The organism is Stenotrophomonas sp. A3_2 (assembly GCF_036624925.1).
Taxonomy (GTDB): Bacteria; Pseudomonadota; Gammaproteobacteria; order Xanthomonadales; family Xanthomonadaceae; genus Stenotrophomonas; species Stenotrophomonas hibiscicola.
Genome location: NZ_JAZKVY010000388.1, coordinates 1 through 339, shown reverse-complemented (window position 1 = coordinate 339; position 339 = coordinate 1). Strand labels below are relative to the sequence as shown.

1 pseudogene is annotated in these 339 nt (G+C 71.1%); it reads left to right on the top strand.

Annotated elements, in window-relative coordinates:
* Positions 1 to 97 (top strand): annotated as a pseudogene (locus R5H29_RS22815) (OsmC family peroxiredoxin); the annotation flags it as partial.
* Positions 98 to 339 lie beyond the last annotated feature (242 nt).

Sequence of the window (339 nt, the reverse complement as noted above, 5' to 3'; positions counted from 1 at the left end):
GTGGCAGCGGTTGCTGGAGGTGGTGGAAAAGACCCCGGTGACCCTGGTGATGCGCGAAGGTGCGCGCATCACCAGTGAACGCGGGGCCGCCGCGTAACCCCATCCATGCATGGCGTGGATCTACAGACGACGCTCGCCGGGCATGGCCCGGCGCTACCGGAGCGGCGCGGGGCCATCGGGTAGCGCCGGGCCATGCCCGGCGGCCGCTCAGCGCCGTGAATGCAGCACGGTGCGCTGGCGCATCGCGTTGAATTCCTGCTCCACCTGCTGGATATCCTCGGCCTGGAACCCGGCCGCGTCCAACAGCTGGCCGGCGGCGGCCGCCGCCAGCGGATCGTC